Annotated in this window: 19 protein-coding genes, 1 tRNA gene and 1 riboswitch; of the genes, 10 read left to right on the top strand and 10 right to left on the bottom strand. The window is 70.3% G+C overall.

All coding sequences use genetic code 11. The features are described 5' to 3' along the window. The first annotated feature begins 15 nt into the window (after positions 1 to 15). Positions 16 to 2,994, top strand: coding sequence for a S8 family serine peptidase (locus AB4091_RS00635; RefSeq protein WP_442289796.1), 2,979 nt, complete (start codon positions 16 to 18; stop codon positions 2,992 to 2,994). 78 nt (positions 2,995 to 3,072) lie between these two features. Here AB4091_RS00635 and ppsA read toward each other — a convergent pair whose 3' ends face one another. The 3 genes from ppsA to AB4091_RS00620 all read right to left on the bottom strand — a co-directional run bounded on the left by ppsA (position 3,073) and on the right by AB4091_RS00620 (position 6,830). Continuing rightward, complete coding sequence (gene ppsA, locus AB4091_RS00630; protein WP_442290287.1) at positions 3,073 to 5,472, bottom strand: phosphoenolpyruvate synthase; 2,400 nt, start codon at positions 5,470 to 5,472, stop codon at positions 3,073 to 3,075. Between the two features lie 82 nt (positions 5,473 to 5,554). Beyond that, positions 5,555 to 6,397 (bottom strand): pyruvate, water dikinase regulatory protein, encoded by an 843-nt coding sequence (locus tag AB4091_RS00625; protein ID WP_442289795.1) that lies wholly within the window; start codon positions 6,395 to 6,397, stop codon positions 5,555 to 5,557. A 169-nt stretch (positions 6,398 to 6,566) separates the two neighbouring features. Continuing rightward, positions 6,567 to 6,830 carry a hypothetical protein gene (locus AB4091_RS00620; RefSeq protein WP_442289794.1) on the bottom strand — a complete coding sequence of 88 codons (264 nt, stop codon included), beginning with the start codon at positions 6,828 to 6,830 and terminating at the stop codon, positions 6,567 to 6,569. Between the two features lie 233 nt (positions 6,831 to 7,063). Here AB4091_RS00620 and AB4091_RS00615 point away from each other — a divergent pair, with 233 nt between their 5' ends. Further along, positions 7,064 to 10,534, top strand: coding sequence for an ATP-binding protein (locus AB4091_RS00615; RefSeq protein ID WP_442289793.1), 3,471 nt, complete (start codon positions 7,064 to 7,066; stop codon positions 10,532 to 10,534). Positions 10,535 to 10,557: 23 nt separating this feature from the next. On the opposite strand, the gene AB4091_RS00610 is transcribed toward AB4091_RS00615, so the two are convergent. Next, positions 10,558 to 10,839, bottom strand: coding sequence for a DUF4242 domain-containing protein (locus AB4091_RS00610; protein ID WP_442289792.1), 282 nt, complete (start codon positions 10,837 to 10,839; stop codon positions 10,558 to 10,560). Positions 10,840 to 10,985: 146 nt separating this feature from the next. Here AB4091_RS00610 and AB4091_RS00605 point away from each other — a divergent pair, with 146 nt between their 5' ends. From AB4091_RS00605 to treS, 3 genes are read left to right on the top strand one after another with little or no spacing between them, the layout of a single operon-like run. Continuing rightward, positions 10,986 to 11,576 (top strand): carboxymuconolactone decarboxylase family protein, encoded by a 591-nt coding sequence (locus tag AB4091_RS00605; protein WP_442289791.1) that lies wholly within the window; start codon positions 10,986 to 10,988, stop codon positions 11,574 to 11,576. Next, positions 11,573 to 12,460, top strand: a complete 888-nt coding sequence (locus tag AB4091_RS00600; RefSeq protein WP_442289790.1) for an RNA polymerase sigma-70 factor — start codon at positions 11,573 to 11,575, stop codon at positions 12,458 to 12,460. Before AB4091_RS00605 ends, AB4091_RS00600 begins: the two co-directional genes overlap by 4 nt. Before the next feature lie 55 nt (positions 12,461 to 12,515). Continuing rightward, positions 12,516 to 14,834 (top strand): maltose alpha-D-glucosyltransferase, encoded by a 2,319-nt coding sequence (gene treS, locus AB4091_RS00595; protein WP_442290286.1) that lies wholly within the window; start codon positions 12,516 to 12,518, stop codon positions 14,832 to 14,834. A 36-nt stretch (positions 14,835 to 14,870) separates the two neighbouring features. Here treS and AB4091_RS00590 read toward each other — a convergent pair whose 3' ends face one another. The 3 genes from AB4091_RS00590 to AB4091_RS00580 form a co-directional block, all read right to left on the bottom strand. Beyond that, positions 14,871 to 15,281, bottom strand: coding sequence for a VOC family protein (locus tag AB4091_RS00590; RefSeq protein WP_442289789.1), 411 nt, complete (start codon positions 15,279 to 15,281; stop codon positions 14,871 to 14,873). A 130-nt stretch (positions 15,282 to 15,411) separates the two neighbouring features. Continuing rightward, positions 15,412 to 15,699 carry a hypothetical protein gene (locus AB4091_RS00585; RefSeq protein WP_442289788.1) on the bottom strand — a complete coding sequence of 96 codons (288 nt, stop codon included), beginning with the start codon at positions 15,697 to 15,699 and terminating at the stop codon, positions 15,412 to 15,414. A 231-nt stretch (positions 15,700 to 15,930) separates the two neighbouring features. Beyond that, positions 15,931 to 16,605 (bottom strand): Type 1 glutamine amidotransferase-like domain-containing protein, encoded by a 675-nt coding sequence (locus AB4091_RS00580; RefSeq protein ID WP_442289787.1) that lies wholly within the window; start codon positions 16,603 to 16,605, stop codon positions 15,931 to 15,933. Between the two features lie 947 nt (positions 16,606 to 17,552). On the opposite strand from AB4091_RS00580, the gene AB4091_RS00575 reads away from it, so the two are divergent. From AB4091_RS00575 to AB4091_RS00555, 5 genes are all read left to right on the top strand, one after another. Next, the gene (locus AB4091_RS00575; RefSeq protein WP_442289786.1) at positions 17,553 to 18,059 is read left to right on the top strand and encodes an RNA polymerase sigma factor; all 507 of its coding nucleotides are present in this window, start codon (positions 17,553 to 17,555) and stop codon (positions 18,057 to 18,059) included. A gap of 17 nt (positions 18,060 to 18,076) precedes the next feature. Next, positions 18,077 to 18,583, top strand: a complete 507-nt coding sequence (locus AB4091_RS00570; RefSeq protein WP_442289785.1) for a hypothetical protein — start codon at positions 18,077 to 18,079, stop codon at positions 18,581 to 18,583. Positions 18,584 to 19,597: 1,014 nt separating this feature from the next. Beyond that, positions 19,598 to 21,172 (top strand): replication initiator, encoded by a 1,575-nt coding sequence (locus tag AB4091_RS00565; RefSeq protein WP_442289784.1) that lies wholly within the window; start codon positions 19,598 to 19,600, stop codon positions 21,170 to 21,172. A 1-nt stretch (position 21,173) separates the two neighbouring features. Continuing rightward, positions 21,174 to 21,359: a helix-turn-helix transcriptional regulator gene (locus AB4091_RS00560; protein ID WP_045190904.1), complete on the top strand. Its 186-nt coding sequence runs from the start codon at positions 21,174 to 21,176 to the stop codon at positions 21,357 to 21,359. A gap of 1 nt (position 21,360) precedes the next feature. Beyond that, positions 21,361 to 22,560, top strand: coding sequence for a tyrosine-type recombinase/integrase (locus tag AB4091_RS00555; protein ID WP_442289783.1), 1,200 nt, complete (start codon positions 21,361 to 21,363; stop codon positions 22,558 to 22,560). A 44-nt stretch (positions 22,561 to 22,604) separates the two neighbouring features. On the opposite strand, the gene AB4091_RS00550 is transcribed toward AB4091_RS00555, so the two are convergent. The 3 genes from AB4091_RS00550 to AB4091_RS00540 form a co-directional block, all read right to left on the bottom strand. Then, positions 22,605 to 22,677: transfer RNA gene (locus AB4091_RS00550), tRNA-Thr, on the bottom strand. Positions 22,678 to 22,808: 131 nt separating this feature from the next. Next, positions 22,809 to 23,453, bottom strand: a complete 645-nt coding sequence (locus tag AB4091_RS00545; protein WP_442289782.1) for a transglycosylase family protein — start codon at positions 23,451 to 23,453, stop codon at positions 22,809 to 22,811. 6 nt (positions 23,454 to 23,459) lie between these two features. Further along, a riboswitch (cyclic di-AMP (ydaO/yuaA leader) is annotated at positions 23,460 to 23,631 on the bottom strand. 345 nt (positions 23,632 to 23,976) lie between these two features. Then, positions 23,977 to 25,806 (bottom strand): serine/threonine-protein kinase, encoded by a 1,830-nt coding sequence (locus AB4091_RS00540; RefSeq protein ID WP_442289781.1) that lies wholly within the window; start codon positions 25,804 to 25,806, stop codon positions 23,977 to 23,979. Positions 25,807 to 25,905: the final 99 nt, after the last annotated feature.

Here is a 25,905-nt window from a genome sequence, read left to right as displayed (position 1 = left end):
TGCCAAGGGGGTTCCATGGGCGTGCTGCGCCGCCGTTCCGTCATGTCTGCCGTGGTGGCACTGGGGTTGGTCGTGCCACCCGCCACCGCGGCCCTCGCCACCGTTGACCACACCCAGCCGGTGACCAAGCGGGAGCGGCTGAACCAGCTGCAGTCCCATCAGACGACCACGCCTGCTCCGGGGCCGAAGGGCTCTGCCGGCCACCTGCGCGGTCTGGCCGTCCAGCGCGGCTCGGGCAAGGTCGTGCTCTCGGTCAAGGTGCGCAAGGGCACGCAGGCCGGAACGTCCCTCACCGACGTCGCTCGCTCGGCGAAGGCCCAGGGCGGTGCGCAGCGCCGCGTGCTCCGCCAGCTCGACACCGTGTCGGTGGAGGTCCCCGCGACCGTGGCCCCCGGATTCGCCGCCACGCTGCGAGGCCGGGCGGACGTCACGCGGGTCGACGTCGTGGGCCGGAAGACATTCTCCTTCGTTCCCAACGACCCTGACTTCTCGGCCACCACGCCCTACCTGGAGGCGGTCACCGCCCCAGCCGCCTGGGACGTGCAGCGCGGCGACGCAGCCGTGCGCATCGCGGTCGTCGACAGCGGCGTCGACGTCGCGCACCCGGACCTCGCCGGCCGGGTCACCGACACCTACAACGCCGTCGACGGCTCCACCGACGTCACCGACGCCGTGGGCCACGGCACCTTCGTGGCGGGCGTCGCCGCGGCGACCGCGGACAACGGCATCGGCATCGCGGGCGCCTCTGCGGGCGCCAGCCTGATGGCCGTCAAGGTCGCCGACCCGGCCGGTGACGTGTTCGCCGACAAGGAGGCAGCCGGCATCATCTGGGCCGCCGACCACGGCGCCGACGTCATCAACCTCAGCCTCGGCAGCGCCTCCCCCGACCAGGTCGAGTCCGATGCCATCGCGTATGCCGTGGGCAAGGGAGTGCTCGTCGTGGCGGCCGCCGGTAACAGCGGCAGCACGACCCCGAGCTACCCCGCGGCCTACCCGAAGGTGGTCGCCGTCGCCGCGACCGACGCGACCGGTCATCGAGCCGACTTCTCCCAGTTCGGTCCGTGGGTGACCGTGGCGGCCCCCGGCATCGGCCTGACGAGCACGACCCCCACCGCCGGCAGTGCCTTCTTCACGCCGGAGTACGCGACCGGCGACGGCACGTCCTTCTCCACGCCGCTGGTCGCGGCCGAGGCCGCGCTCCTGTGGTCGCAGCGTCGCGCCGCGAGCGCCGACGAGGTGCGTGCAGCCATCGTCGCCTCGGCGCACGGCTATGCGGGTCTCGGTCTCGGTGCGGGCCAGGTCGACTTCCGGCTCGCCTTCGACGCCCTGCGCCCCGACACCGTCCCGGCGCTGACGGCTCCTTCCAGCGGCGCCGCCGTGTCCGGCCCGGTCACCCTGACCGCCGCCTCCGCAGCAGCCAAGGTGCGCTTCCTCGTGGACGGGACCGCGGTCGGAGCCCCCGTCGCCGTCAGCAACGGCATCGCCTCCGCCACGTGGTCCACGTGGGGCCGACCGAACGGCGCCCACTCCGTCAGCGCCGTCGACTGCAGCGTCAAGGACCTGTGCAGCTCCGCCTCGACCCAGGTGGCGGTCACCCTGTCCAACGCGGCGCCCGTGATCACCTCCCCCAAGCCGTCGCAGACGGTCTCGGGCAGCGCCACGTTCACCGCGACGGCGCCCGGTGGCGCCGTGGCCTTCGTCATCGACGGCGTCCAGCGCGGTCTAGACACCAGCGCCCCGTTCTCGCTGACCTACCCGGTCAGCGCCCTGAGCGACGGCACGCACTCCGTCAAGGCCGTGAGCTGTTCGACGGCCGGCGCCTGCGCCGGCCCGTCCTCGGCCGCCGTGAGCTTCAAGAACCAGTCGCTCCACCCCCGGATCGTCAGCGTCAGCCCGGTCGTCTTCAGCCCCAACGCCGACGGCCGCTCGGACTCCACGAAGGTCACCTACTCCCTCCCCGACACCGAGACCGTCGTCTACGTCGTGCGCAACTCGGCGGGCACCGCCGTCCGTGGCCCTTCGGGGCTGGGCACGTTCCCGGCCGGGACCCGCAGCTTCGTCTGGAACGGTCTGCTGAACGGCGGCGCCCGGGCCACGAGCGGCACCTACCGGATCGAGCTCGTGACCTCCCGCGCCATCAGCGGCGCCACCCTCAAGGGCTCGGCCGTCAGCTACGCCCGCGTGGACCAGGCGGCGCCGACGATCTCGTCCATCACGGGCAGCGGGTCGACCTTCTACCCCTACCCGGACAGCTACCGCGACACCTTCACACCGGTCTTCACGCTCAACGAGTCCGCCGGCGTCACCTTGACCGTGCGCAACGGCAGCGGGGCCGTCGTGCGCACCGTCACCGGCAGCCGGACGGCCGCTCGCACCAGCCTGACGTGGAACGGTCGCAACACCGCCGGTGCCCTCGTCGGAGCGGGCACCTACTACTGGACGCTCACTGCGCAGGACGGCGCCGGCAACCGGCGGACGAGCGCCCGGTACTCCGTCCTCGTGAGCAGCAAGCGCCTCGTGACGAAGACGGCCACGGTGACCAAGAACGGCAACCCGTTCACCTGGGCCGGCGGCAGCGACTCCTCCTGCTCCGGGGCGAGCACGAGCGTGTCCGACTTCTACCCCACGGGAGTGTGGCTCGGTAACGTCTGCAGCGCCGGTCTCGAGCTCGCGGGCGCCACCTACCGCTTCACCGCCCCCGCGGCCGTCAGCTACAGCTCGCTGAAGATCGAGGCCTACGGCTTCTCGATGACCCCCTCGCACCTCGGCGCCGGCTTCACCCGGTGGGGCACCGTGGACTACACGTTCACCTCGCCTGAGATCGTCACCGGCACCAGCGCGGGCTGGCGCACCATCGGATCGGTCTCACCGGCGGCGCTCGTCAACGCGTCGCGACTGGTGGAGGCAACGGTCTACGTCCCGAACTACTACTACGAGAACGACTACGACATCGGCAAGGTGCGCCTCACGGTGACCTACAAGGTGCTGGCCTGACAGCTCCCGAGCCCGTACGCGCGACGCCCGCCTGTCTGACAGGCGGGCGTTGCGCATTCACGAGGTCTGAGGCCGGGTTCAGCCGGCGCTGGACCCAGCGACCTCCGCGCGGTGCTTCGCGAGCCGCGTCCACGTCTCGACGACGGTGTCGGGGTTGAGCGACATCGACTCGATGCCCTGGTCGAGCAGCCACTCGGCGAGGTCGGGGTGGTCGGACGGGCCCTGCCCGCAGATGCCGACGTACTTGCCGCGGTCGCGGCACGCCTTGATCGCCATCGCGAGCATCTTCTTGACCGCAGGGTCGCGCTCGTCGAAGGAGCCGGCGACGAGGGCGCTGTCACGGTCGAGACCCAGCGTCAGCTGGGTCATGTCGTTGGAGCCGATCGAGAAGCCGTCGAAGTGGTCGAGGAACGCGTCGGCGTTGACGGCGTTGCTCGGCACCTCGCACATCATGACGACCTGCAGGTCGTTCTCGCCGCGGACCAGGCCGTGCGAGGCCAGCAGGTCGATGACGCCCTCGCCCTCGGCGACGGTGCGCACGAACGGGATCATGATCTTGACGTTCGTCAGTCCCATGTCGTCGCGGACGTACTTCAGCGCCTCGCACTCCATCGCGAAGCACTCGGCGAAGTCGGCCGAGAGGTACCGCGCGGCTCCGCGGTAGCCGATCATCGGGTTCTCCTCGTGCGGCTCGTAGCGCTCGCCCCCGATGAGCCCGGCGTACTCGTTGGACTTGAAGTCCGACATGCGCACGATGACCGGCTCGGGCGCGAACGCCGCCGCGATGGTGGCGATGCCTTCGGCGACTCGCTGCACGAAGAACTCGCGCGGGCCGGCATACGCGGCGATGTGCGCCTCGATCTCCGCCTTGAGTGCAGGCTCCTGGTCGTCGAGCTCGAGCAGCGCCTTGGGGTGGATGCCGATCTGGCGGTTGATGATGAACTCGAGGCGGGCGAGCCCGACTCCCTTGTTGGGTAGGCGCGAGAACTCGAAGGCCTGCTCGGGGGTGCCCACGTTCATCATGATCTTGACCGGCACCTCGGGCATCTCGTCGAGCGCCGTCTCGGTGACGGTGAACTCGCGCAGCCCCTCGTAGACGAAGCCGGTGTCGCCCTCGGCGCACGAGACCGTGACCTCCTGGCCCTCGGCGAGCACCGAGGTCGCCGACCCCGTGCCGACGACGGCGGGGATGCCCAGCTCACGGGCGATGATCGCGGCGTGACAGGTGCGGCCACCGCGGTTGGTGACGATCGCACTGGCACGCTTCATGATCGGCTCCCAGTCGGGGTCGGTCATGTCGGCGACGAGCACCTCGCCGGGCTGGAAGTCGTGCATCGCGTCGATGGTCTCGAGCACGCGTACGGCACCGGCGCCGATCTTCTGGCCGATGGCGCGACCCTCGACGACGACGGGCCCGCGCTCGTCCATGCGGAAGCGGCGCATCGTCGAACCCGTCTGGCGCGACTGCACCGTTTCGGGGCGGGCCTGGAGGATGTAGAGGCCGCCGTCGACGCCGTCCTTGCCCCACTCGATGTCCATCGGGCGGCCGTAGTGCTCCTCGATGCGCAGCGCGTGCGTGGCCAGCTCGGTGACGTCCTCGTCGGTGATCGACAGCAGCGGGCGCTGCTCCTCGGGCACCGGCACGAACTCGATGGTGCGGCCGACGCTCGCGTCGGAGGTGTAGACCATCTTCGTCGCCTTGCCGCCGACGCCGCGCTTGAGGATCGCCGGGCGGCCCTCCCGCAGAGCCGGCTTGTAGACGTAGAACTCGTCGGGGTTGACGGCGCCCTGCACGACAGCCTCACCGAGGCCGTAGCTGCTCGTGATGAAGACGGCGTCGCGGAAGCCCGACTCGGTGTCCATCGTGAACATGACACCCGATGCGCCGACGTCCGAGCGGACCATCCGCTGCACGCCGGCAGACAGCGCGACCACCGAGTGGTCGAAGTCGCTGTGCACACGGTAGGCGATGGCGCGGTCGTTGTAGAGCGAGGCGAAGACGAGCTTGATGGCGTGCAGCACGTTGTCGATGCCGCGCACGTTGAGGAAGGTCTCCTGCTGCCCCGCGAAGGACGCGTCGGGCAGGTCCTCGGCGGTGGCGCTCGAGCGCACCGCGAAGCTGACCTCGTCGCCGCCGTCCGCTGCCCCGCCCTGCTCGCTCACCAGCCGGTCGAACGACTCACGGATGTCGCGCTCGAGGTCGGCCGGGAACGCCTGCTGCTCGACCTGCTCGCGGATGCTGGCCCCCACCTCCGTGAGCTTGCGGGTGTCGTCGACGTCGAGGTCGGACAGCAGTGCGTTGATGCGGTCGGCGAGACCGTCCTCGGCGAGGAACCGACGGTACGCGTCGGCGGTCGTCGCGAAGCCGTCGGGAACCGTGACCCCGGCCTTGGACAGGTGCTGGACCATCTCACCGAGCGAGGCGTTCTTGCCCCCGACCAGCTCCACATCGCCCAGTCCGAGGTCGGCGAACCTCATCACGTTCTCGGTCACAGCAGGTCCTTCCGGTAGGTGGTGCGGTCGTGCGACTCAGGTGGTCGGGATGGTCTGTGGCTGCGGGTCAGCCGTTGCCGAGCCGTCGGCTCTGCATGATGACGGCCGCGATCTCCTCGACGGACATCGCGGAGGAGTTGACGACGGGGACCTTGTGGGCGCGGTACATCGCCTCGGCGCGGCGCAGCTCGTAGCTGCACTGGGCGAGGCTGGCGTAGCGCGACCCCGGACGACGCTCGCCGCGCACCTGGCTGAGCCGGGCGGCGGTCGACAACAAGCCGAAGCACTTGGCGGCATACGGTCGGACAGGCCGCGGGAGGTCGCTCGAATCGAAGTCCTCTTCGACGAGCGGGTAGTTCGCGACCTTGATGCCGTGCTGCAGGGCGAGGTAGATGGACGTCGGCGTCTTGCCGCAGCGGGAGGGGGCGATGAGGATCAGCTGCGCCTGCTCGAGGTTGCGCATGCTCTGGCCGTCGTCGTGCTCCATGGCGTACTCGACCGCACGCATGCGCGCCTCGTAGCGGCCGACGTCGCCGACGCCATGGAGGGCACCCACGGTGTGCACGGCGTTGACGTGGAGGACGTGCTCGACCGTCGCCAGGTGCGAGCCGAAGAGGTCGATGAAGGCGCAGCGGGTCCGCTGCAGCTCGGCGCGGATCTCCTCGTCGGACACGGTGGAGAACACGAGCGGCGTCACGGTGTCGGTCATGGCCAGGTCGAGCTCGCCGACGACCTGGCGCGCCTGCTCGACCGTCGTGATGAACGGGATCTTGCGCCGCGTGAAGGCCACCGACGGGAACTGCTGGAGCATCATGTTGCCGAGTGTCTCCGCAGAGATGCCGGTGCCGCCGGCCAGGAAGAAGGCCGGGGTCGGCGGGGGCGAGGACGCAGGCGTCGTCGATGAGGCCACGAGAGGAACTGTGGCACACCGCGACGCACGCCTCGTCCCGGCCGAGCCGCCGATGTGACCCACGACTCAGTCGAGATCCAGCCGTCGAGACCGCCCGGCCGTCTCCCGATGGTCGTACAGCAGACGGTGGGCGCTGCCTGGCGCCCACCGTCTCCCCCTCAGTTGCCGGTCACTTGATGGCGGGCTCGTGCTCGCTGATCCGGAGTGCGACCTGCAGGACCTGGATGGTGTGCAGCATCTCGGCTTCACGAGCCTCGGCATCGAGGTCCTTCTGGTTCTTCGCGCGGTCGACAGGCCCGACGCAGGCGGCCGGCATGTATGCGTCGTTGTAGTAGCCGGGCTCTCCCGGCTCGTTGGCGTGTGCCACCGAGGCGGTGAGTGCAGTGGCGGCGACGACGGCGGCAAAGGCGGTGGTGATGCGACGTGCGTTCATGATTCCTTCTTCGATCGTTGTCCTGGTTGGCCCCGCCCCTTGCGGGAACGGGCCCACCGTCCATCGGGCCGGTATCGACCCGGTCATGCCGGCGGTATCAACCGGTTCGCCCTCGCCGATACCGGTGCGTGCGATACCGGCGCCGGCGACACCGATGCGCGCGCTCCGGCGATGCGCGCGATCCGCGCCGGTGCGCCGCCGGGCCGCCCTACAGTCGAAGGGTGCGGATCGCGGTGCTGGGTCCCCTTTGCGTCGACGGCGATGCCAGCCGACTGTCGCGGCGTGACCGCGTGGTGCTCGCGGTGCTGGCCATCCGCCGGCCGGGTTTCGTCGGCGCCGCGGAGCTCGCCGACGCGCTGTGGCCCGTCCACCCACCGTCGTCCTGGGCCAAGGTGATCCAAGGCTGCGTCGTGCGGCTACGACGCGAGCTCGGCGCCGACGCCATCGGCACCACACCGACCGGCTACCGGCTCGTCGTCGATGACGATGACGTCGACGCGACCTTCTTCGAGAGCACCGTCGAGCGCGCGCGACGGCTCATGGACGGTGGCGACCCCGCACACGCCCACACGCTGCTCGAGAGCGTTGTGGCCCTCTGGCGCGGGCCGGCGCTGGCCGACCTGGCAGGATGGCCACCGGGCGAGATCGAGGCGAGCCGCCTCGACGTCATCGGCGCGGAGGCGAGGGAGCTGCTCGTCGAGGCCGGGCTCGGCAGCGGCCGAGAAGCCTCGGTCCTTCCGGTGGCCCGACTGCTCATGGAGGAGCTGCCCCTCTCGGAGCGCCGCGGCATGCTGCTCGCGCGCGCCTACTACCTGTGCGCGGAGCAGTCCGAGGCACTGGCGACCCTGCGCATGCTCCGCAGGAACCTCCGTGACGAGGGCTTGGACCCGGCTCCGTCCGTGGGCGAGCTCCAGCGCGCGATCCTGTCGCACGACCCCGACCTCGGCAACCGCTCGGCGCAACGCCACCGGACCGGGCTGTGGGAGCAACCGCCCCTGCCCAGCCGATGGGGCTCGGAGGCCCCCACCTTCGTGGGCCGACAGCGGGACATCCACGCGATGAACGAGGCCTGGGAGGCCGTCGCCGTGGGCGCCCGCCGGGTCCTCCTCGTCGGTGGTGACGCGGGCGCCGGCAAGTCCCGCCTCGTGGCCGAGATCGGAGTCACCCGGTATGCCGTCGGGGCCGTCGTGCTGCTTGGCCAGTGCTCACCGGAGCTCGAGAGGCCCTACCAGCCCTTCGTCGAGCCGGTACGCGTGCTCGTCGACGCCGCCGCGACCGGCGACCTCGTGCTGCCGGCGAGCACTCGCGCCCAGACGATCGAACGAGCCGGCCACGTCGTCGGAGCCCGCGCGCATCCGGCCGGTTCGCCGGCAGTCCGTGGAGCCGGGTCGATGGCCGGCGACCAGCTCTCCGACGCCGTCGTCGATCTCGTCCGCGCAGCCGCCCGGGTCCGCCCCGTCGTGCTCATCCTCGAAGATCTCCAGTGGGCCGGACCCGCGACGCTGGAGCTGCTGGAGCACCTCGTGGCCGAGACGCCCGACGAGCGCCTCCTCGTCCTCGCGACCCACCGCAACAGCCTGCCCGACCGGTCGGCCGCCCTCGTCGCGACGATGGCGCGGCTCGCACGAGCCGACGGCGTGGAGGCGCTCGACCTCGAGCCGTTGACGGCATACGACATCGAGGCCTACGTGACGCGAGAGCTGGGGGCGAGCCCGACGGAGGCCCGTCGTGCCGGCGTCATCCTGCGCGAGCAGTCGGCCGGCAACGCGTTCTTCCTGCGCGAGATCGTGCGTGACCTCGCCCGCAACGGGGGGCTGTCCGCCCTCGGATCCAGGTCGCATGTCGCACCAGCCGTCCTCCGAGACAGCTATGAGCTCCGGCTGGCCCAGCTCACTCCGCAGGACCGTCACTGCCTCGAGATCGCCGCCGTCATCGGCCAGGAGTTCGACGTCGACGTCGCAGCGGCCGCGGCTACGACCAGCCCGGCCGACATCCTGGGCGCCGTCGACGCCGGCGCCGCCATGGGCATCATCGACTCCCGGCCGAGCGTGGACGGACGCCTGGCCTTCGTCCACGAGATCGCTCGGCAGGCGGTGCAGCAGCTCATGCGTCCGGGCAGCCTCATTGCCACGCACCTCAGCGTGGCCGAGGCACTCGAGGCCGGGTTCCCCGACGCCCCTGACATCACGGAGCGACTCGCCCACCACTATGCGGCAGCCCACTCGATGGGCCGGCGGGCCGCGGCCCAGAAGTACCTTCGGGAGGCGGCCCGGCTGGCCACGGACCGACTCGCCCATGCCGATGCAGCCGCCTTCCTCGAACGGGCGATCGAGATCTCCCGCGACCGAGCCGAGACCGACGAGCTCAGGCTCGAGGCGTCGGCGGCCCGCCGTCATGCCGGCGACTACGGCGCAGCCGCCGAGCACGCCACGGCGGCGCTCGGCTCGCCCGACCCGCGCACGCAGCTCCGGGCTGCGATCGCCTACGAGGAGGCCGCTTTCCGTGGCGGCATGTCGGTCGAAGAGGGGATCTCGCACCTCCAGGTCGCGATGGATGCCGTCGCGGGAACGGATTCGCCTGTCGCAGCGGACGACCCGCTCGTCATCCGAGCGAGAAGCTGCCTCGCGCGTCTGCTCGGGCTGGGTATCCGGCTCGACGAGCACGCCCCGGTGCTGGAGGAGCCACTGACCCTGGCCCGTGCCAGCGGTGACGAGGTCCTCCTGGCCCACGCCCTCGAGGCGACGGTGGTGCAGCCACCCCCGGCTGGCGCCGCGCGGGCCGAGGTGCGCCTCGCCCGGGCTCGAGAGCTCACCGAGGTGGCTCGGCGGGTGGGTGACAACGAGGCTCTGGCGTGGTCAGCCATGTCGCGAGCCGTCGCGGCATACTCCCTCGGCCTCCCCGCCGAGGTGTTGGAGGCTAAGTCGTTGGCCCATGAGGCGGCCAGGGCGTCCGGCACCGCAACCGCCGACCAGATCTTCCTCTCACAAGGCTTCGCCCGGGCGATGGAGGTGGGCGACCTCGACCGCGCAGAGCGCGTGGCGCAGGAGGTCGGGAGCATCAGCCAGCTGCAGGGCCGCTTCGAGGGCGCCAGCGCCACCCAGCGGTTCCTCATCGACCGCGAACGGCTGGCCCTCGAGCGGATGAGGATGATCGTCACCGGCGCCGAGCGGTCCACGGACGTCTGGGCCCCGGGCATGTTGGCCCTCTACCGCGAGCTGGGGATGCGCGAGTCGGCCCGGCGACTGCTGGGCGAGGCCATGTCGCGCGGCCTCGACCCGTGGCGCTCGTCAGGCACGTGGGAGCTGACGCTCGTCTTCTTCGTCGAGTGCATCCTCTGGCTCGCTGACCCCGGCCTCGCGCGCGCGGTCGAGCCGCACCTCGAGCTGCTGTCGGGCCGGAGCATCGTGCTCGGTCCCATGATCGCGACCTTCGGCGCCGCCGACCGCTACCTCGGGTCGATCGAGGCGCTGCTCGGACGTCCACGCGCAGGCGACCTGCTGGAGGCCGCGATCGAACTCGACCGGTCGATGGATGCGCCGCTGCACCAGGGCTACAGCCTCGTGGCCCGGCTGGCGGCCGGCACCGGGCGGCGGCAGGCCCGTGATGCCGCCCTGCGAGCGCAGGCAGTCGAGCTCGCCCACGACCTGGCCGTGCCGAGGCTGGCTGCAGCAGTGCGTCAGGTCACCGACGCCGCGCTGACCTGACAGGGCACCGCCGGCTCACCTGGTCAGGCACGCTCGACGAGCGGCCGCGTCGACCCGTCCGGGAAGTTCCTGGCCCCGACCTCGATGATGCGGTCAGCCGGTATGCCGGCGTGACGAGCTGCCTCGCGCACGGCGTCGGCAGACCCTGCCTCATAGAGGCAGAACGTGCGCAGCCGGTCCAACGACAGGAAGGAGTAGATCCACCGGACCGACTCCTCGTCGTTGATCTCCTGGATCCGCGCGGCCAGCTCGGGGGTGTTCTCGAGTTCTTGAGCGAACTCGCGCTCGATGATGAAGTACGCCATGACGGCCTCCCTCTGCCACCGACCATTGTCGCCCCGAAGGCGCCGAGCCGTCCGTCGATTGAGGTCACAGCCCGATGTCACAACTTGAGCCTCTGGGGCGTCTCGATGACGAAACCCGACATCGAACCGACATCCAGGAGGACGACATGACCGCATCGACCCGAATCCCCGCCGCCGAGATCACCGGCTTCAAGGGGGCTGTGGTCAAGCGCTTCGCGAAGAAGGCGCTGGGCCAGGTTCCGAGCTCGCTCGGGGTCTACTGGCACAACCAGAAGGTGCTGATGGGCATGACCGCCGTAGGCGGCAAGGTGCAGAAGTGGGACGCGTGCGACGAGCAGCTGAAGTCCTTCGCGCACATGGCGGTCGCGTCGCAGGTCGGCTGCAGCTGGTGCCTCGACTTCAACTACTTCGAGGCCCACAACAAGCACCTCGACCTGTCCAAGGCCCACGAGATCCCACGCTGGCGCGAGTCGGACGCGTTCTCGGCGCTCGAGCGCGAGGTGCTGGCCTACGCCGAGGCGATGACCGAGACGGAGCCGGCGGTGACGGACGACATGGTGGCGTCGCTCCGGTCCCAGCTCGGTGACGCGGCACTCGTCGAGCTCACCGCCGTGATCGCCTTCGCCAACTTCACGACCCGTGCGAACGTCGCCCTCGGCATCGAGTCGGACGGGTTCGCGACGGCGTGCGGGCTCAAGCCGCTCCCGGCGCGATCGGCCGTAGGGTCGACGGCGTGAGGCCGAACGACGACCCGTTCATCGCCAACCGTGGGCTGCTCTTCACCGTCGCCTACGAGATGCTCGGCTCGGCGGCCGACGCCGAGGACGTCGTGCAGGAGACCTGGCTGCGGTGGGACGCCATCGGTGTCGAGGGGCGCGCCGACGTGCACCACCCGCGGGCGTTCCTCGTGCGGATGGTGACCCGCAAGGCCCTCGACCGGCTCCGGTCGAACGCCCGACGGCGCGAGGAGTACGTCGGTGCCTGGCTCCCCGAGCCGCTGCTGACGGCACCGGACCTGGCCGACGACGCCGAGCTCGCCGACAGCGTCTCGATGGCGATGCTCACCGTGCTCGAGACGTTGACGCCCACCGAGCGAGCCGTGTTCGTGCTGCGCGAGGTCTTCGACACCCCCTACGACGAGATCGCTGACGCCGTGGGCAAGTCCGCGGCCGCGGTTCGGCAGATCGGGCACCGCGCACGTGAGCACGTCGCGGCGCGTCGGCCACGCATGGACGTCGGACGGCGCGAGCAGCAGGAAGCCGTCGAACGCTTCCTGGCGGCGGTCACGGGCGGCGAGCTGCAGGAGCTGCTCGACGTGCTGGCTCCGGACGTCGTGCTCGTGGCCGACGGCGGCGGAGTCGTGCAGGCGGTGGTCAACCCGGTGGTCGGTGCGAAGAAGGTCGCCAACCTGCTGCGTCCGTTCGGCACGCTGGCACCCGGAGCCCGCATCGTGCCGGTGCTGCTCAACGGTGCGGTCGGAGCGCGCATCGTCGGTACCGACGACGGCTACGACACGGCGATCAGCTTCGTCGTCGAGGCCGGGCGGATCAGCCGCATCTTCGCCGTGCGCAACCCGGCCAAGCTCGGCCAGATCGACGTCGAGGCCCCGATCAGTCGGTGACGGGGCCGGCTGGCCGCAGCCCCAGGCCGCTGACGCTAGTGCTTTGATGACGGACATGGAGCACGTCGACGCCAGGACCAAGACCGACCCCTCCGCACGCGGTGCAGCAGTCTCCGACCCCAGGGACCCGGTCGAGCACGATCCGGCCGAACGCGACCCGGCCGAGATCAGCTACTCGGAGCACTTCTTCGCCGCCCGGCCACAGCTGCTGCGGCCCCGCGCCCGCCTGCGCGGGCAGGGCGCCCCCGAACCCGGCGAGCGCGTGGGCGAGCCCGTCGGCACCAACCCGGACTACGTCGCATGGCTCCGGCGCGAGTCCATGCTCGCGGACGCCAACACGATCGCCACCCAGTTCTCCGGCCAGGGGTCGATGTGGCAGAACCCCTTCGCACGCCCCAACCCCGTGGCTGCCGTCCGGGCGGCACCGGTGTGGTTCACGGCATACCCGATCTCGATGGTGACCAAGGCCGGCTCGTCGTTCCTCGGCACCCTCGCCGACCCGGACCTCTGGGACGTCTTCTCGCGCATCGGCATCCGTGCCGTGCACACCGGGCCCGTCAAGCGTGCGGGCGGTCTCTCCGGGTGGGACCCCACGCCCAGCGTGGACGGGCACTTCGACCGGATCTCGACCCAGATCGACGCCGCGTTCGGCACCGAGGACGAGTACCGCTCGATGTGCGACGTCGCCGCCGCCCACGGCGGCACGATCATCGACGACATCGTCCCGGGCCACACCGGCAAGGGACCCGACTTCCGTCTCGCGGAGATGAACGTGGGCGACTACCCCGGCATCTTCCACATGGTGCTGATCGACCCCGCCGACTGGCATCTGCTCCCCGAGGTGCGTCCCGGGCGCGACTCGGCCAACCTCGACGGCCCGGCCGAGGCAGCCCTGGAGGGGGCGGGCTACATCATCGGCCGCCTGCAGCGCGTCATCTTCCACTCCCCCGGCGTCAAGGAGACGAACTGGTCCGCGACGGGCGAGGTCGTGGGCGAGGACGGCGTCGCGCGCCGGTGGGTGTACCTGCACTACTTCAAGGAGGGGCAGCCCTCGATCAACTGGCTGGACCCGACCTTCGCCGGCATGCGCCTGGTCATCGGTGACGCACTGCACTCGATGGGAGACCTCGGCTCGGGAGGGCTGCGGCTGGATGCGAACGGCTTCCTCGGCGTCGAGAAGTCCGGCGAGGGCGAGGCCGCCTGGTCCGAGGGCCACCCCCTGTCGGAGGCGGCCAACCAGCTGATCGGCTCCATGGTCCGGAAGGTCGGCGGCTTCAGCTTCCAGGAGCTGAACCTCACCGTCGACGACATCAGGGTGACCGCCGAGGCGGGCGCCGACCTGTCCTACGACTTCGTCAACCGTCCCGCCTACCACCACGCGCTCGCCACGGCTGACACGGAGTTCCTTCGCCTCACCCTCAACATCTCGCTCGAGTCCGGCGTGCACCCGATCTCGCTGGTCCACGCCCTGCAGAACCACGACGAGCTCACCTACGAGCTGGTCCACTTCGAGACGCTGCACCGGGACGACCTGTTCACCTTCCACGGCGTCGAGGTCACGGGGGCGGCGCTGGCCGCCCACGTGCGTGGCCAGCTGGTCGACCACCTCACCGGCGAGGCGGGGCCCTACAACGCGATCTTCACGACCAACGGGATCGCCTCGACGAGTGCGACCATCATCGCCGCCGCGCTCGGCTACCGGGACCTCGACGTCGTCGACGGGCTCGACATCGACAACATCCGCCAGGCCCACCTGCTGCTGGCGATGTTCAACGCGCTGCAGCCGGGTGTGTTCGCCCTGTCGGGTTGGGACCTGGCCGGGATGACGACGGTCGACCGCGACGAGATCGGACACCTCCTCGCCACCGGTGACACCCGGTGGCTGCACCGCGGCGCCTACGACCTGATGGACTACCGGCCCGACGTATCGCAGTCAGCCTCCGGCATGCCGCGCGGCCGGTCGCTCTACGGACCGCTGCCTGCCCAGCTGGACGACCCGGACTCGTTTGCGTCACAGCTCGCGCACGTCCTCCGCGTGCGCGAGGCTTCAGGAATCGCCACCGCGACCCAGATCGAGGTGCCGGCGTGCAGCCACCCCGGTGTGCTCGTCATGGTCCACGACGACCTGCCCGGCACGCTGCGTCAGGCCACGGTGCTCAACTTCAGTGCCGACCCGGTCGACGTGCGCGTGTCGAGCAACCACTTCAGGCCCGGGTGGACCGTGGTCGACCAGCTGACCGGCGATGAGCTCGGTGGTGTCGACGAGCTGCACGGTGTCGACCTCACGCTCGAAGCACACCAGGGCCGCTTCCTCACGTTCGGCGAGGGTGCCGCCGCACCAGGGGTGACCCCTGACCCGCGAGTGAGCGGGTAGACGTCGCCGTTGGGTCGGTCAGGTCGACGACACGCCCTACGTGCCCTCGGGCCAGGTGGGCCCCTGGTCGGTCCAGGTCACACCCTTGTTGTGGCACAGGCAGAACGGGTGGCCGGCGGGGTCGGTGTAGACCCGCCAGCCGTAGCCGTCGGGGCCGATGGAGTCGTGCTCCAGCGTCGCGCCGAGAGTCACGACCCGGCTCTGCTCGGCCTCGATGTCGTCGACCTCGAAGTCGAGGTGGAACTGCTTGGGATGCTCGCCCTCGGGCCACTGCGGGCGGCGGTAGTCCTTCACCGTGGTGAAGGCCAGCTCGATCTCGCCGACCCGGATTCCGGCCCAGTCGCCGTGGCTGCCCTCCTTGACCGGGAGGCCCGTCACGTCGGAGTAGAAGGCTGCCAGCTGCATCGTGTCCGGGCAGTCGATGATGAAGTCAGTGAGTCGCAGCACCCGCGAATTGTCCCACGCGGTGGGCCGATTCGTTCTCTCACACGGCTGTCCGGCTCAGGAGTCTGCTTGCCGCGCTGCGATCCTCCGGTGCCGCCGAGCCGGTGGCCTGTCGGCATCGCGCACGCCGCACTCAGCCACGACCACGGGCATGAACGCGCGGTTCCTTGCTGGGCCGGGTGTCGGGGAAGACGCAGCACGCGAGCGGAAGAACCAGACCGCTGAGGGCGACGATGAACCACTGCTGGAACGTGGCTTGGGTCTCGAGCAGGCCCGACGGAGGCGGGTTCTCCTGGGCAGCGGCCGGGGCGCTGGAGCGCCAGATGCTGTACCAGTTGATCGCTGCGATGATCGACCCAGCGGATACGAGAAGCGAGATGCCACTCAACCCGCGCAGAAGTTGCGTCCGGCGATAGCCCATGCGGTCACGGTAGCCGTCGACCCGGCGCTTTCACCCCCGACGACCGAGCTGTTGTCGCTGCAGCGGGCCAAACGAGCCACGCGTCCCGGACGACCGGGGGCGCATACGCGTTCGACGTCGGAGCGAGCGCCTCGCGCTGGGCAGCCTCGGCGGCCCGTCGCCACGCGTCTCCGGCCACCACCTCGCCGATCGAATGGCCACCTGTTCGTGGCGATCGAATCCTGCGTGCTCCTAGTGCGGGCTCTCGTCGGGAAGGTGCCTCCAACGCCCCTGGGACACCACCTGAGCAACCCCGTCGACCACGCGGATCGCAGACTGGTCGTCGAGGACGTACGCGGGCCCGCTGACCTCGGCAGCCCACTTCTCGGCATCGGCCATGGTGTTCTCCGGGAACACATCGAGATGGGGGAAGATCGAGAAGTCGACGAGGCCGAGCGTGCGGTCGTCGGCCGCTCCCGGCCACCGGACGAAGTCGGCACCGATCCGCGGCGTCATCACCATGCTGCCGGCGCTCACGCCCACCCAGACCGTGTCGGACAGCGACGGCAGGAGGGCCGCCAGCCCGGACTCCTTCATCCAGTGGCACAGGTAGGTGGCCTCGCCCCCGTCGACGAGGAGGACGTCGGCCGCACGAACCCAGGGCACCCAGCGCTCTTCGCCGATCGTCGCCAGTGCGGTCAGCTCGAGCAGGCCGAGCGACTTCCACGGCATCGAGGTCATCCCGCCCCACGGCGGCAGACCGGCAACGAAGCCGCGCGCCGAGACCGGCCCGCACATCGGATGACCCCACTGGGCGGTGGGGATGCAGAGCGCCGTTGCCTCCTCGACCGGCTTGCCCAGCAGGTCGAGGAGTGCCTCATGGATGCTCGGGTTCGTGACTCCCCCGGACGTGAGCAGCAGTTTCACGATGCCCACTGAACCACACGGAAGCGCCCGGGCTCCCTTTGAGGAGCGGGCACCCCGTGAGGCGCTTGTCTCCGCTGCACAGCGCGCGGCTACCAGGATCCGGCGGCGTCTCCCAGGGGGCTGGGGCTGCCGCCGGTGTCACGCGAGCAGGCTCACGGGTCAGGGAGCTGGCGGGGGGACTCGAACCCCCAACCACCTGTTTGTGTCTGGCCCTATTGGTGGCCCTCGTTGTCTGCGCGAAAGTCGTTGGCGCTGAGCGTGATCGGGGCCTCATTCTCTGCCATCACTTCTCCGGGCTGCTGGTCACTTCGGCTCGAAAGAGGTGGGCAAAGCGGTGGGTGCTGCGAGTGGCTCGCCCAGCCAGGCGGGTCTGCGCATCGACCATCACCTCGCCGCCCGAGAGGGTGCCGCGCAGAAGGCGCTTGACCGACTCAGCCGGGTGGGCGGTAGTCGGCAAGTCGTGCTCGAGGTGGGCAGTGGTCCTCTATAGGGCTCGGCCGGAGCGGCGACGGCTGGGGGTTCCCTCGTCCGGGCGCCTGTGTCTCAACGACGGATCATCGAGCCTGCCGTCGGGAGTGGCCTCGAGGGGGCGGGCGCCGCCCTGACTACGTGAAAGCGTGGGGGCGGCGGGGTGCGCGAGGACGGCGCGCCAGCGCCGCCCGCAGCGCGGGGTCCCTGCCGCGGGTCCCCGCGCTTTCTGCGCCGGAGGCGCAGCTTGAGCCAGTACAGAAACTCTTCACCAGATCGAGGTCGACCTTGCGGATTCTCCGGCGGCCGGCTCGGACAAGGCGACCGACCCGAAGGCCCGGTACTAAACAGCCATGCACGAGCGGGCTTTGTGCCATCGCACGGGATCGGCGTGAATGCGATGTGATGCAGGTCATACTGCCCATGCGAACCGTAGGCCGCGCACGCGGAGTGTTAAGGGTTATGAGGGAGGCCACCGAATGAACGCGCCAGGGGACTACGAAGCGTTCGAGGAGTTCGTGCGCTTGAGCCTGCCAACCCTCACGCGCGCGGCGTCGGCGTTGTGCGGCGACGCCCACTTGGCCCAGGACCTCGTGCAGGAAACACACATTCGGATCGCGCGCCACTGGCGCCGAATCGCAAGGAGCGACGACGACGTCCTCCCCTACGCCCGCAAGGTGCTGTATCGCCTGTGGCTCGACTCGAGGCGATGGCGAGCGCGGCACCCGGAACAACTGACGGATCCATCTGGGTCGTCGCCAACGGCGGATGAGGCCGAGAACGTGGCGACCCGACTCGCCCTTGCGTCAGCCCTTGCACAGCTCTCGCCGTCTCAGAGGGCAGCCGTGGTTCTGCGGTTCTTGGAGGGTCGTCGCGAGGCCGAGGTGGCCGACATTCTCAACCTGTCAGTTCCGTCGGTGCATTCGCTCTTGCGGCGAGCGCTCGTTGAGCTGCGCAAGTGCTACCCAGAATTCGAACTCAGGTGAGGGGCCAGGAGCTACCCATGACCGAGGAACTCACACGCGATCTCAGCCGGCTGGTTCAGGACTCGCCCGATGAGCGTGACCCTAGCTACGCCGAATTTGTGTGGCTTGCTGGCAAACGGCGGCGGACTCGAGCGAGGGCGCTCTCGGCTGCCGCGACAGTTGCCGCCGCAATGGGGGTCGTCGCTGTTGTCATGTCGCTGTCACCCCGGAACTCCAACGGCCCTCTAGTCCCTGCCACGTCAGCACCGGCCGCGACGACAGGCACGCTCAAGGGCAACGTGCCGCTGTGCTACGGCCCCGCATCCGACATGAATCTCACACCGACGTTGGTGGTGATTGCCCAGCAGAACGGCCAGACCAAAGGGACCGTGACTGTCCCCGCCACTCTGGCCACCCACACTTATCAGCTGACTTTGCCTTCCGGTACTTACACGATTCGGGCCGGTTCATGGCCAGCCCGGCAGGTGATCGTTCGAGCGGGCGAGACGTCCTCGGCCGACTTGCCGGGTGGAAACTGCCTGTAATCGCACGGAGCCATGTCTCGCCACAAAGATCGACTCTGTCGGCGACATGATCGGAAGGCGCTGCAAGAACTTCAGTGGCCATGCCGGCCCCCACCAGGCGGCCTGCATCTACCCTGAGGTGTGGCTGAAAATGGGGGGATAGCGGCACCTTCGAATCCACGTGTCCGCGGACGTCGTGGTCGCTTGGTCCTGGTCGTAAGTTGCTCGCGCTCGTCGCCGCAGCCGTGCTCGCCGTCTGGAGTTTTCGTGACGAGTCGCGCCCTTTGACGCCGACTTCATACACGGTGTCTTCCGATGGAATCACGCTCACGGTCTGTCTGCTCGTTCCGGCTGGAGGCGACCTTTCGGCGCGGAGCGTGCACGCACGCGTTTCGGGCCAGTCACCGCGGCAAGTAGCTGTGGAGGCTTGGCTGGACGTGCCACGCCGCACCCAGGTCGGGCCAGCGAGTGCCCTCATCCAAGCCCTCGACGTGTCGCTGGATGCCCCCTTGGGCCAAGCCCGCGTCGTCAACAGTGAGGGTGCTCCTATCCGCTACGGCGACACGCGAACGCAAGCGCAACTCCGGTAATCCCGCCCTCTTGGGCTCAAGGACCAGGACATGCGGTGAACTGACGCGCATCGTCACGAGAGTGGAAGTTCGACCGCGCGCCACTCGGCGTGTTTCTTCGTCGCCCGGTGCCCTGGCCGAGGATGGTGGGAGTGCGGACACACCCACACAAAAAGACCTGAACTGACAAAACTGCGGGCTTGATGCCCTGGGGGTCGGCTCCCCACCCCGGCCAGAGGCCATACACACGAACAGCCGCCACACACACGACACGCACCGACTGGTCCGCCATCTTCTTCGTGATCTCTTGACGTGACCTGGCGTGTGCGCGGCTCCCCGCAGCGTCGGCATCTTCTTCTCGATCGTTTCTGGGCCGCCCTTTCGGACCGGGTGTGCCGTGCAGCGGGAGCCGCAGGACCTGCACGGCACACCCACCCGGACCGGAAAGGGAAGGGGGTGGCCGACGATGACCCGGGAAACACGAGACCGCGTCTGGGACGCCGTCCCCCTCCGCGCCGCCGAGCAAGATGGTGAGCGTCCAGCCGGTGAGGGCCACCCGCTGGACCTGAGCCACCTCGATGCGGCGACCGAGGCCCAGGTCGTCGCCCGGCTGCTGTCCCGGGACTTCGACGCCTGGTCTGAGGCCGCCTCCCGGGTCGGCCACTGCGCCAAGCCAATCCGACTGCACGGCTCCTCTCAGACGGTCGACACTGCCACGGGTGAGGTGCTCTCGAGCTTCTCCTCGTCCGACAGCCCGCTCGGGGTGCTGCACGTGCGTTGCGGCAATCGCCGGGCCGCCGACTGCCCATCCTGCTCTCGCGTGTACGCGGCGGACACGTTCCACCTGATCCGGGCCGGCGTCGTCGGTGGCAAAGGTGTCCCCGCGCAGGTGAGCGAAAGCCCGATGGTGTTCGCGACGCTCACCGCGCCGTCGTTCGGGCCGGTGCACGGCACCCGCAACGGCCGGCGTTGCCGCCCCTACCGGGCCAAGGACGACGCAGACCGGTGCGTGCACGGCCGGTCGACGGTCTGCCACGCCACCCACACCGACGGTGACCCGCTGCTCGGACAACCACTGTGCGGCGACTGCTACGACTACCCCTCGCACCTCGTGTGGCAGTGGTGGGCTCCCGAGCTGTGGCGCCGGTTCACCATCACCCTTCGTCGGGCCCTCGCCCGGATGCTCGGGATCGGCCCGCACCGTCTAGCGAAGATCGCGACCATCGAGTTCGCCAAGGTGGCCGAGTACCAGCTGCGCGGTCTCGTCCACTTCCACGCCCTCGTCCGCGTCGACGGGAATACCAGCGACGAGGGATCGCGCGCGCCGGCCCCGGCCGGCATCACGGCCGCCCTGCTCTCGTCCGCGATCGAGACCGCGGCCGCGTCCGTGTGGTTCGACGCCCCGCCCCTGTTCGGTGGCGACCTGGCCCGTCGGCTCCGGTTCGGCAGCCAGGTCGACGCCCGACCTGTACGCGACGCCCACCGCACCGACGACCCAGAGCAGCAGCTCGAGGCCGAGCAGGTCGCCGGCTACCTGGCGAAGTACGCGACCAAGTCCGCCGCCGACTCGACCGACACAGCCAGCCCCCACCTTCACCGGCTCCGGGCGACCCTCGCCGAGACCGTCGCCCGGCAGCAGCTCGAGGTGGCCGCGACCGACCAAGCGTTGGCCGAGCACCCGTACGCGCTGCTGGGCAAGTGGGCGCACATGCTCGGCTTCCGCGGCCACTTCTCCTCCAAGTCGCGCCGGTACAGCGTCACCCTGGGACGGCTGCGCCGCGCCCGCGTCCGGTTCCAACGCCGCCTCGCCGCGGCCAAGGTGGACGGGCGCACTCTTGAGGCCCGGGACCTCGAGGACCTGCTCGAAGACGAGGACACCGAGACCACCCTCGTCGTCGGCCACTGGACCTACGCCGGATCGGGCTGGGACACCGACGGGGACGCCGAACTCGCCAAGGCCGCTGCCGCCCGCGCCCGCGAGTACGCACAGGAACGAGCAGCCCAGCGCACAGAGGAAGTCCAACTGAGAGAGGCAGATTGAAGTGAAGACGACATTTGTTCCGCTGCTCAAGGTGGCGGAAGTTGCGGAGTACCTAGGGGTGCCGGTCCAGACGCTCTACGACTGGAGGATGCGCAAGCGCGGACCGCGGGCCGTCAAGGTCGGGCGCCACCTGCGCTACCGCCCAGAGGACGTCGAGCGCTGGCTCGACGAGCAGACGGCGGCGTGAGATGCCTCGTGAGCGCCTGAAGCCGGGCGAGTGGGGTGAGATCTCGACAGCCCGGGTGTCGGCCAGCCCGATCCGTCACCGCGCCCGGGCCCGACTTCGTGGTCAGGATGGGCGGGTCCGCGTCGTCGAGCGCATCGGTAAGACACGTCGAGCTGCGGTCGAGTCGCTCACGGAAGCGCTCAAGGAGCTCGCCAGGTCGGCCGGCGACGGTGGTCTGACGCGCCAGGACACGTTCGATGCGGCCGCACGGGACTGGCTGGGTGAGATCGCACGGTTGGTGGAGAGTGGCCAGCGCTCCGCGGGGACCTTGGAGACGTACACGCGCGCCTTGGATGGCCACGTCCTGCCGGCGTTGGGCGGGCTGCGCCTGGGACAGGTGACGACACCGGCCGTGAACCGCGTCATCGTCGGCCTTCACACGTCGGTCGGGGCAGCGACTGCGCGGACGTGTCGCTCCATCGTCTCGGGTGTGATGGGCCGCGCCGTTCGCCACGGCGCCGTGCCGGTAAACCCAGCCCGAGACGTCGAGCGTCTGCGATCGAGGCCGAAGCGTCAGCCGCGAGCTCTGACCGTCGCCGAGCGGACGCAGTGGTTCGTCGGATTGGCGGCCGACAGGAAGGCGATGGAGCGAGACATCCTCGACCTGTCCGCCTTCCTCCTGGCAACAGGACTCCGCATCGGCGAGGCGCTGGCCGTGATCTGGTCCGAGATCGACTTCGACACCTCGACGGTCACTGTGTCGTCGACGCTCATTCGCGTCACCGGACGAGGGCTGATCCGGAAGGGCACCAAGTCGGACGCAGGCCAGCGCCGCCTCCTGCTCCCTGGCTGGTGCATCGCGATGCTGCGCCGTCGCGCGCAAACCCTCTACGACCCGAGCCGCCCGGTTTTCGGCACGATCGACGGTGAGTTCCGCGACCCGCGCAACGTGAGCCGGTTCCTCAAGGAAGCCCGTGAGGCGGTCGGCCTGGAATGGGTGACGGCGCACGCCTGGCGCAAGACGACGGCAACCGTCCTCGACGAGATGGGCGCCACGGGCCGGATGATCGCAGACCAGCTGGGTCACACCCGCGTCTCGATGGCTCAGGACGTCTACCTGGGCCGCGGCCTCGTGGACCCTCGGGTGCTGGCCGCGCTCGAGGCGGTGGACCCTCTCCGTGGCCTCGCTACGGCCGAAAAAGGTGGGCAAAGCGGTGGGTGAGGCGGGCATCGACGCGGCACGCGCCACGTATTCGCAGGTCAGAGAGCTGGCGGGGGGACTCGAACCCCCAACCACCTGTTTACAAGACAGGTGCGCTACCAATTGCGCCACGCCAGCACGTCCCCGGCACACGTCCACGGACGGGCGAAAGCGTAACCGAGGGCGGCGGCATACGCCCAAAGAAGGACGGCCCCGCGCAACCCAGGGGTTGGTCGCGCGAGGCCGTCCGGCTCAGTTCTACCAGTAACTCAGGGCAGACGGAGTACCTGGCCCACGAAGATCATGTTCGGGTTGGAGACCCGGGCAGCGTTGGCCCTCCAGAGGGCCTTCCAGCCGCCGGCCACGTGGTAGCGCGCGGCGATCTTGCCCAGCGTGTCACCGCTGCGCACGGTGACGCGGGCCCCCTTGGCAACGGTCGCGGCCGGCTTCGCGTAGGTCTTCTTCTTGACGACCTTCTTCGTCACGATCGGCTTGCGCACGGTGGAGCGCGACACGGGCGCCGCCGTGGCGCCACCGTTGGCGCGGGTCAGGCCGGCGCGCTGCGAGCACACGGGCCAGGCACCAGGGCCCTGCGAGGCGAGCACGCGCTGCGCGATCGCGATCTGCTGCGCCTTCGTCGCGAGGTCGGCGCGCGGGGCGTAGGCACGACCGCCGTAGCCGACCCAGGTGCTCTGGACGAACTGCAGGCCCCCGTAGAAGCCGTTGCCCGTGTTGATGGACCAGTTGCCGCTCGACTCGCACGCGGCCACCCGGTCCCAGACCGAAGCGGCCTTGGCCGACCCCGCGGTCGTGATGCCACCGATGATGGTGGCGGCTCCGGCGATCCCGACTCCTGCGATGCGCTGCTTGACCGAGACCTTCTTGGCGGCAGCGTGCTTGGACAGGTACTGCATGAATGCTTCCTTCCTGACGCGCGCCTGCGGGGTTAGCTGTCGGGTTAGGGCGTCAGGTGCCCCGTCGCTCGCGCGACCTCACCCCAAGGCCAGATCTCGTCCTCTTGTCATGCGCTAGAACACGCATGCACTCACTGGCCACACTGGGTCCCCCGTCCTCGCCCGGCCCACGGGTGTGGGCTGCATCCCTGGCTGGCGAGGCTCGGCGCGCTCAGGGAACGGTGTTGATGGGTGTCCATGTGAAGTTGTGGAAGCGTTCGTGTGGAGCCGGACGCGGAGAAGCGGCCCGGGGTCGAGTGGTGAGACCCCCAGTCCGACCCGAGAGCCGGGGCCGCCGAGCAACGACGGTACGTGACGGTGGGGGGCCGCACAAGACATGTCGAGATACTTCCGTGATCTTTTCTTGATCCGGATCGGCGCCCCCATGAGGTAGGCGAACAGGCGCGGCACAGCGCCCTGACAGCGTGCGCCGACAGGGTGCGGCGATGGCGCTCCCCGGGCGGCCGGTGAGACCAGGCCGGCGTCAGCGACCGAGTGGGTTGCCAGCGAGGGGCGCCCAGGTGAGGCTGCCGCCGTGCTGGAGCGCCACCAGCGCCACCACGATCCCGGCGACCGCGAGCACCAGCGTCACCACCTGGTTGGCGACGCCTGTCGGCACGAGCCGACGCGCCATCGAGCGCGACCCGCGACGCAGCGAGGCCCCGCCCGGTCCCCACCAGAGCACGAGGAGGCCGACCACCCCGCCCACGGCGAGCGTGATCGGGGCGCCCGGGCCCAGCTCGGTGCCCTGCGTGCCGGCGAGCATCAGCGCCACCGCGTAGATGCCGGCGAGGGCCACGGCCGCGGGCAGCAGCAGTGCGACAGCCGTGGCCACCGTTCCCACGACGAGGTGCCAGGGGCTGGAGACGACGGCGAACGGCACGTCGCTGCGCCGCCGTCCGTAGTCGTAGCGGCGCAGCACCAGCGCGGTGACCGACCGGTCGGTGGCGCGGGCGAGCGCCGACAGCACCACGAGTGCGACGAGCGCCATGCCGGGCCACGCCATCAACGCACCGGTCCAGGCGAGCGCCACAGCGGCGAGCAGCCCGCTGCGCATGGGCATCCCGATGCGCGGGTCGCCCTCGCGCTCGACGGCCTGTTCGTCGCCGTCCCACTCGTCGTCGGGCCAGTAGTCGTCGTCGCCGCGGCCGTGGTGCTCGTCGTAGGCCTGAGCGCCGCCCCAGTCGCCGTCGGGTTCGTCGTCCCACCTGCCTGCGTATGCCGCCTGGCCGGGTGACGCTGCAGGCGCACCGGTCGGGGGTGGTGCCCAGCGAGGGGGCGAGGCGACCGGCTGGACGGCCGTGCCGCCGACGGGTGGCATGACGGCCGTGCTGCGCCCCTCGACGACCTGGGTGTCTCCGGGGCCGGCGGGCGCCGCGCCCGGCCGGCCGGGGTCCCAGAGGCCACCGCTCGGCGTGGGCACCGTCGCGGCCCGCCCGGCGGCATACAGCTCGAGGGCCGCGAGCACCTCGTCGGCGTGGGGACGGCGGGCAGGGTCGGGTGACAGGGAGGCACGCAGCAGCGGGACCAGGCGCGGGTCGACACCGTCGAGGTCGACGTCGCCGGCGCGAACCCGGGTGAGCACGGCGTCCATGCGAGCCCGGCCGAACGGCGGGCGGCCCGATGCGGCATACGTGATCGTGGCGGCCCAGCCCCACCAGTCGGTGGCGTCGGTGATCGCGGCACCCTCGACGAGCTCGGGTGAGAGGTAGCCGGGCGTGCCCATGACCAGGCCGCCCACCGTGTGGCGCACGTCGTCCTGGAGGTGGGCGATGCCGAAGTCGATGAGCACCGGTTCGCCGTCCTCGATGAGGACGTTGCCCGGCTTGATGTCACGGTGCACGACCCCGCACGCGTGGATCGACCGCACGGCCTCGGCGATGCCGCGGGCCAGGCGCACCAGCTGGGCCGGTTCCATGGCGCCGTGGTCCTCGACCACCTCGTCGAGGGCAGGCCCGGGCACGTAGCGGGTGACGATGTAGGGCCTGGGCGCCATGACGTCGGCGTCGATGACGCTGGCGACGCGGGCGTCGCGGATGCGCGACAGGGTCTCGACCTCGCGGGCCAGGCGCTGGCGCGCGTCGGCGTCGTGGGCGACGTGGGCGCGGAGGACCTTGATGGCGACGGCGCGGCCGCGCGGGTCGAGGGCGAGGTGGACGACGCCCATGCCCCCCTCGCCGATCTCCTCGATGAGGCGGTAGGGACCGATCCGTTGGGCGGCGCCGGGTCCTCCCGGAGCGCCGAGAGGCACGCCGCCGGTGCGCGCGCCGCCGCGCGGGCTGGGCACCCGCTCGGTCCGGTCGTACGCAGTCATGCCCCTACGGTATGCGACCAACCCGTGCACGCCGGAACCCCGCGGCAGCGTGCCGCGGTTGTCACGCTTCGTCCGGTCTGCGCCGGCGCCCGACCGAGC

It is taken from the genome of Terrabacter sp. 2RAF25, from assembly GCF_052115265.1.
Taxonomy (GTDB): domain Bacteria; phylum Actinomycetota; class Actinomycetes; order Actinomycetales; family Dermatophilaceae; genus Terrabacter.
The sequence above is the reverse complement of the archived record's forward strand: the minus strand, read 5'-3'. Positions and strand labels throughout refer to the sequence as shown.